Annotated in this window: 4 protein-coding genes; 2 read left to right on the top strand and 2 right to left on the bottom strand. The window is 42.2% G+C overall.

Going from position 1 to position 7,856, the window contains the following annotated elements; all coding sequences use genetic code 11:
* Positions 1-1,427, bottom strand: a 1,427-nt coding sequence (locus tag FD724_RS39775) for an NB-ARC domain-containing protein (protein WP_179077017.1), incomplete at its 3' end; no start/stop codon positions are given.
* A gap of 851 nt (positions 1,428-2,278) precedes the next feature.
* Here FD724_RS39775 and FD724_RS39770 point away from each other — a divergent pair.
* Both FD724_RS39770 and FD724_RS39765 read left to right on the top strand, forming a co-directional pair.
* A complete protein-coding gene (locus tag FD724_RS39770) occupies positions 2,279-2,455 on the top strand; it encodes a hypothetical protein (protein ID WP_179077016.1) in 177 nt (58 codons plus the stop codon).
* Complete coding sequence (locus FD724_RS39765; RefSeq protein ID WP_256874817.1) at positions 2,452-6,123, top strand: plasmid replication protein, CyRepA1 family; 3,672 nt, start codon at positions 2,452-2,454, stop codon at positions 6,121-6,123. The genes FD724_RS39770 and FD724_RS39765 overlap by 4 nt, the downstream gene beginning before the upstream one ends.
* A gap of 102 nt (positions 6,124-6,225) precedes the next feature.
* Here the strand turns inward: FD724_RS39765 and FD724_RS39760 are convergent, their stop codons facing one another.
* Positions 6,226-6,888: a site-specific integrase gene (locus FD724_RS39760; protein ID WP_179077015.1), complete on the bottom strand. Its 663-nt coding sequence runs from the start codon at positions 6,886-6,888 to the stop codon at positions 6,226-6,228.
* Positions 6,889-7,856: the final 968 nt, after the last annotated feature.

The raw sequence follows: 7,856 nt of genomic DNA, 5'->3' as shown, positions 1-7,856 counted from the left end.
AAGGTAACTTCCCTTGTTTGTATTGTATCTGGTATTTTATGCACTAATCCCAATGGATCAACTAAAATATACTTCTTAATAGATGCTTGTAAACTATAACTAGCTTCTCGTTTGTTTGATTTACCAGCAATTTCAATTAACGAGCGTTGTTCTAAAACTTCTATTGCTGTTATTAGTTCAAAAACTGACAACTTGAAATCTACTCGCTCTTTTAAATTATCAATGAGTTTAGAGAATTGAATAGAAGTCGAGTTTTCTGACATTTCTTCTGCCAAATAAATCATTATTTGCCTTTGAAGATTACTTAAAAGTCCAACTTGTCCAAATTGCTGATGTAGCATTGTTTCAAGTTGAGGATCAATCATAGTAGTTTGATATCTAAAAAATGTTTTCACACTCCCCTCAAAAAAACGATTAATTCTATCAGCCAACGCTTCTAAACTTGATGGATTCCCAGAATAATTTTCAATTAATCGCTTACATTCCTGTCCAGTTAAACCTTTTTCTTGTAATATTTGCATTCCCGCATTTACATCTAAACCTTCTAATTTGAAAGAGCGAATAGGTAGTTTTGTAGTCACAGAAGCAAATTCTTTTAAAGGCAACTGACTTGTTATAATAATGCAGCTTTCATGCTTCCCTTCTGTAAGTTTTAAAAGGAATTTTTCATATTGTAATCTTTTTCCAAAATCATCGGCTAACAATAGCTTTTCAAATCCATCAATTACTAGTAGACAACGATGTAAGTGAAGCTGTTTTGATAGTAAAGATATGCTATCTATAAAAGAGTTTTCACTTGCTTCTATGTCTACTTGAAAAATTTTATTTAAATCAATGACTAACTCATCAATTGACAAAGAATGATTAATTGTTTTCCAGATTATACATTCATATATACTACTTAAAGAATCAAAAGTTATTTCTTCAACCAATCTAGAGGCTAATAAAGTTTTTCCTATTCCTCCAACTCCCGTAAAAACTATACAGCGTTCTTTAAATAGAGTAATTTGTTTCTTAAAATAGTTAATTTCATCCTTTCGTCCATAAAAAGATTTTATTTTAGGTAGTTCCCCATAAATTCTAATATTGCCAACGAAACTATCGTTATCCAATCTGGATGCCTCTTCCTTCCGATAATCGCTCTTTGCTAGCTTAAGCAAAATAGATTTCAAAGATATTTTTGTTACTTTCACTCCATCACCAATAATTACTGAAAGCATACTCCATAGTGGTGGAGCTACTTTCTGCTGCAAATAGTATGCGTTATACCCCGAATCACTTGCCATCTCTTTATAATCTTTACTATCCCAAACTCCCTTAATAAGAACTTTTTCTACTTCTGTTAAATACCTTCCCGTAGATTGAAACACTTGTTCTTCTAATACAGCTAATACTCTTTTTACGTCTAAAACTTGGCTTGAATTCATGCCGACTTTTCCTTACGTAAGTAGGTATACATGAAGTTATATTTTACTCCTTAGTACTTAAAACATCTACAAAATTCACAATTATTAACTGAAGCTAGGTTCTCAAATTACCTTTCTAGGCTATATTGATTTAAATGCTACATCTTAATAGGGAGATTTAACGCATCTCTAGTACATTATCCGGTCTAGCTTGAGCATAAAAGTGTGAAAGAAGTTGACCAACGTCAACCAAGGAACACCGCCTGCGGGTATTTTTGATCACTGATTAATTCAATGGGTTTGTTTTGAAAAGCTTGTGTTTAGCTATCTTAACCTAAACCAAATATCTTCTGCGAATACATTTGAATGAAAGCTCTTACCTCGACCGAGTAAGACGACCAGAACTTCTGTAAAATCAAGCTAATTGAAAGGAGGCATGGAGGTGAAGATACAACAGTACGACTGTTTAATGCAGAAAGCGCCACTAAGGAGTCGCGCTTTCTACGTATTGCAAATTTCATATTGATCTAGAGCGGGTTTGATCTCGAAGGAACAAAAGAAGTTGTCGCTAAAGTTTGGCCACTGGTGCGACTACTAAATTGTCCGAGAGTTTTTACCGCGCTACCAGATCCATTATAGGGTCTGCCGCCTGGAAAGTCCATTCCCTGCGGTGTGTTTTTGCTGTCGAAATTCATAAATTTTAGGTAAAGTTAAGTTTGGTTAAGAAATATCCCGAATTTTGTAGTTAAAAGCAGTAGTAGCGCGAATAATAGTTACCAGTTATCAGTTGGGAGTAGAGTCCAAGATTAGATAACTGATAACTGATCCAACCCCCTCTGAACTTGTCAACCGAGTTATCAGGGGAAAATATCATGACAAACAGAGAACGCCCCAAGAGCGCAGTGTTAGAGCGCATGGGGTCGAGTGCAGCTTTCGCACGGCAATTTTGTGCTGTGACGAAGGGAGATTTTCGGAATATTCAGGCTAGAGCAAGAGTTTCGCAGCTTGAAAGAGTTCTCTCTAAGGAATTCCGAGGGGAGAACCGATGAATAATACCCCGAAGAAAACGGGGGAAAGGTTAAAGGGAAAATGGAAAAGGGATGGGGAAGAGTTAACAATTTCTTCCTCCCCTTCCCCTTTGCCCGTTACCCTTGACCCAGGCGCAGCCTCTCCAACTGAATATCCAAACAATCTCACGGCTGCGGAATACCATGAGTTGTTAGCTGGTAGCGCCATTCATCCGGCGTTAATTAAGCGCAACTTTTTCCACATTGAGGGAGAATCAGTTTATGATTTCCTGTTCATATCTGATAAACTGCCACGCAAGAATGCGGGTCGGGTAACAGATGGATACATAAAAATGTATCAGCATCTATTACTAGGTGGGACGTGGATTCAATCACTTGACCCATTCAAAAACTGGCAACCGATGGAATGGGGGCGGATCAAGCCCAACTTTCCTCGCATTGATTGGCAAAAAGGTAAACCAGTCAAATACGAGTCGCCACCCAAGACAGCAAACCGTGTTACCTACTTCGATATCGCTAACCCCATTTGGGACAAAGTTGCAAAACGCTATTTAATTAAGCGCTATCATTCGCTTTTGGCGCTACGCTTACTGGATCAACTCAATCCGCTAATATTTTGGGAGTGGGTGAAACAGCATCCAGAGATTCCGATTATCTTATGCGAGGGTGAGAAGAAAGCCGCTTGCTTGCTGAGTCTGGGGTTTGTAGCGATCGCACTCCCTGGAATTTGGAACGGGCGCGTAGGCAAACAAGATTTTGATGAACGATTGCATCCTGACTTAGTACCAATGGCTCAGGCGGGACGCAAGTTCATTATTTTATTCGACTACGAAACAAGAGCTAATACCCGTTGGTCAGTTTTTCAAGCCACTGTTCGCACTGCAAAAGCAATCGAATCAGCTGGTTGCTTTTGTGAAGTTGCGCTGTTACCAGGCCCAGAGAAAGGTGTTGATGATTTTGTTGTGGCGCGGGGCGAAGATGCTAACGCTCTACTGACCGCAATCATCGATGATGCCAAATCACTCAAAGATTACCAGCGCTCGTATCGGGCTAAGAAATGGGGACTTAGCAAATACAAACCAGATGTCACTGTTAATGTCAAGTATCTCTCTGAGGCTTTGTGCATTCCTGACCTTGAAGAAAAATGCTTGACAGTGCCTGAGCTTTATGAACTTGAAAAGGAACAACTTTTCACGCCATCTATAAAAGGACATCAAAGAAAGAAGGAGTCTACGGATTCTGGCGGAGTTGATTCAGACAAATCGAAGAAATCTCCTACCTTCAATTTCCCAAAATCAGGACTGGTCGTACTCTGGAGCGACATGGGTACAGGGAAAACTGAACTTATGCGCTGGTGGCGTGACCAAAACCCTGATGCCAGATTTCTCAACAATGGACATCGGGTTAACTTGCTGAAAAATCTTGCCGAACGCTTGCGGACGGCGATGTATTCCGACTTGGGTTACACAGGTTTAGCCCAGGCTCAAGCCCTTAGTATTACTATTGACAGCTTGCATAAACTCAATACTCAGTCTCTCACCTACGGTTGCATATTTATAGATGAAGCCTGCCAATACCTTACCCACCTGCTGCACAGTAATACTTGCAAACAACATCGCGCCGCCATTTTGGAGGTACTGGAATATATAGTATACAATGCGCCACTGGTCGTCATCGCTGATGCACACATGGACGATTTAACGGTAAACTTCTTTCTTGCAATGCGACCAAAAGGTGAAGTCCCGTACATCATTAAAAACGAGTGGCGAAACGGTTCACGCACAATTTATTGGTACGAGGGGGATAATTCAAGCGCCATAGTCGCCCAAATCTCGGCAGCCCTGATGCTTGGTGAGAAAGTCATGGTTGCAAGTGACAGTAAGCGTTTCATCAAAAAACTCGACAAATCCTTTACTATCAAGTACGAAGAATCTAACTCCGAAAAATCACATACACAAAAAAAATGTCGTATCTGGTCAGTTCACTCTGACAATTCTGGCAGTGATGAGAATGTCGCTTTCATCAAAGATATCACCAACGCCGTCAAAAACTTTGATGCCTTGTTCACCTCTCCCAGTCTCGGTACTGGTGTCGATATTTCCGAGTATCATTTTGATTTAGTGTTCGGTGTGTTTCACGGCGTTTCCCAAACCGCTACCGAATGTGCCCAACAGTTGTACCGCTATCGTCCAAAAGTCCCGTTTCATATTTGGGTGGCCCCGCGTCCTCCCTTTGGTTACAAGGATACCAATGCTACCAAGATTAAAGAGCGCTTGCTCCAAACCAATGAAATGACCGCTTTTCTGTTGCGGATTGACAGAGAAACAGGCAAGCGAGGCGCAGAGAAAGATTGGGCGCTTGAGGCTTACTGCCAAATTATGGCTAACCGCCACTATTCTCTCAATAATTTGCGTGATGACTTGCGATCGCTCCTCACCGAAATGGGCAATACCTTTATATATGTGGGCAGTGATTCAGATCCTCAATCCCTTGAAAGTCTAAAAGCAGCAGCACAAGCTTTGGATAGTGCCCACAATTCGGCTGTTGCCAAGGCTAACAATATTACTTTGAGCGAGTACCGTGCCCGTCAGAGCAAAGATTACCTTGACCCTAGCGAAATTTTTGAATGTGAAAAGTTCCGCATTTCTGATTCTTACGGCATCGAAGTAACCGAATCGCTCGTAGAAATGGATAAAGGTGGTCGCTTAATTAGAGCGATCGCTGGACTTGAGGCCATTTTAGCCCCACCCGAAGAATCTTTTACTGACCCCAAAACTGGGCAAAGTTATCCTACACCACCAACAATTGTCACCCAAAAAGACCGCACCGAACGTGACAATCTACCTTTGTGCATCGACTGGGGCAATTACTCGGCACGGTGGCTGGCTAGATTTAACCTGGGACTGCATCAGATTCTCACTTCTTTAATGAAGGGTGATGAATTTACTGCCGATGACCCCACTTTGCTCAAGATGACGGAGATCGCTATACATTGTGCTGCTCACGTCAAAGCAATTCTTGGGTTTACTATTCCCAGTGACTGTAAACCTATTTGGTTGCTGGCGACTTTACTAGAGCAGCTGGGGCTAAAGCTGACTTTCCGCAAGCAAGGTAAACGGGGGCAACAGGTGAAACTTTTCTCTTTATCTAAAGAGGAATTAGAATTTGCTCTCCAGGTGATTGCTCATCGCGTGGAAAAGCGTAATCAAAAAGAAAATCGAACCTATTACGCTGCTCAAACCCCTGCTGCGTATAGTGTAAACCCCAATCAGCAGCCCGTATCCACACCCCCCCCTAATGCTATAGGGAACTCCCATTGCCAAGGGGAGGATACTACAGATGAGAGCAGGGGAGCGGAGGAGCAGAGGAGCAGAGGAGTTGAGGAGTTGAGGAACAAAGAAGAAATTTGTACAAGTTCTTTCCCCTCTGCCCCCCTGCCCCCCTGCCCCTCTGCTCTCTTCACTGACCGGATTACTCTACTTCATTGCGTAGAAATACTTCGCTCTGGTATTTCTCGTGGAGTTGAGGCAATTAAAGGCATTCTCAAGCGATGGGTTGAGGATTTGCGCTGGGATACGGTGCTGGAACTTGAAGCGATCGCCGCGAGTGAACTGCGACTTGTGGAATCTCTTGTCCCGGAATTTTATGCCTTGCTAAGTGAAGAGGTGTTGCCGATGGAGTTCTCCTAAACTTTCGTCATAACTAACCGCATCCTTGAAGCAATTTCTACTTTTGCTTTCAGCAATTGCGCTGATGCTGCTTTGCTAAATCGATTTTTTGGTAAAATGGGGTCAATGCCTTTTCTTTACTGGATTATCGGTCACTTCGACTAACTCGGGTTTCCCGAAGTCGTCTGACGAAACCGGAGCAAGTAGCGATAAAGATGATACCGCTCCCAATACTTGATCTTCTCTGACCTCCAGGTACTTGTACAGCTCGTCCAACGTGCGATGCCCAGAGATTTCCTGAATCACTCTTAAGGGAATTCCGGCATTACTCATCGAGGTGAGTGCTGTGCGCCGAAAGCTGTGAGAGCTTATGCCTTCAACTCCTATTTTTTTGCAAGCGACTCGCAATATCCACAATGCCGAATCCCGGTGCAGGTGGTTATTGGCTCTTGAGTGGTCAGCATTTCCAGGGAACAGCCAAGGAGAATCATCACGCGGTTTATATGCTTGCAACCTGACTCGCAATTCTTGAATTACCGGGATGGCACGGGTAGCCAGTTTCCCTTTCGTGTTACCCTTGCGAAAGATGATTTTGGCTCTGACTTTTCCTTTGGCATCATATACGTCGCGCTTAAGCAACGTCACTGCTTCGTTCACCCGACACGCTGTGTAAAGCATCACCGCAAACAGCGCTTTGTCTCGCAGTGAATCTACCCCCTGCGAGAACAGAAGTTGGATTTCCTGCAAAGACAGAATCTTTGCTCGACCATGCCTATCAATTTTCAAGGTTGCTGCCCCATCAACACCCCGCCCTGTTCTTATTATCCCAGTCCACGGGGACAGGAATTGCTACGGGGTGCAATTTCCGCAGCTATGCAGACCCGCTCATAAAGATACGAAAGTACGATCCAGATCCACGCCACACAACGAGCAATTAAGAACAAGGCTGGTATCTTTTTTTGTGGTTCCCCCTAAAAATACACCTCTAAAAGAAAAACCTAAAAATAGGTGAAAAAATAAACCAATAATGACTTTATAGTTAATCAGTAATATAACAGGTCAAAGAGCATACTTCTAACAGTTCACTACATAAATATTACAGGTGTAGGTTTGGGTTAAAGAAAACGGGCAAAGGTGCTTATTTTAAGAAACTTGTACAAAATTCTTCCCTGCTTCTGTTGCTTTCATGCCAAATCAAGCTTATCGGAATAGCCCGCTATTTAATCGCTATTACGCCATCAAACTATAGAGTCATTTTTAGTTTATTTTTTGAGAGTGGTTTGATTCCTCTATAAAAAATTCTTCAAAAAACGGACGGGTAAAACTTGCGTGCCAAAAACTCAAACTTTTCTCCGATGCGTTTGGACACTAATTATTTAAAACTGACAACTAATTCTTTAATGGACACCAGGGCTTAAAAGCAGGGGCAACTTTTAGAGACGCTATGCGTGGCAAGATCCCCGTAGGGGTACAGACTTACTGTACTGAATGCAATTATTGCTTTCTTACTCAGCAATCTAACTAGGTACTCAGCACTGTTTCGATGAGCAAAAATTAGATAAAGCAATCCTGCAAGCGTTTAAGCCTGAGATAATTTTTGATCGCCAATGGTAGCCGTTGGCAGTAGCATCTCTTCATAAAAGGCATCGCTTGAGGAATGCGCTGAGGCATTTGGCGATGATACTATCAAGGTAATTCATCATGATGAATTACACGATTTAATAAGCGTGGGCAGTCCCAGTTTACCTAGATGA

The organism is Nostoc sp. C057, from assembly GCF_013393925.1.
Lineage (GTDB): Bacteria > Cyanobacteriota > Cyanobacteriia > Cyanobacteriales > Nostocaceae > Nostoc > Nostoc muscorum_A.
Note: the sequence above shows the minus strand (reverse complement) of the source record. Positions and strands in the feature narration are given on the sequence as shown.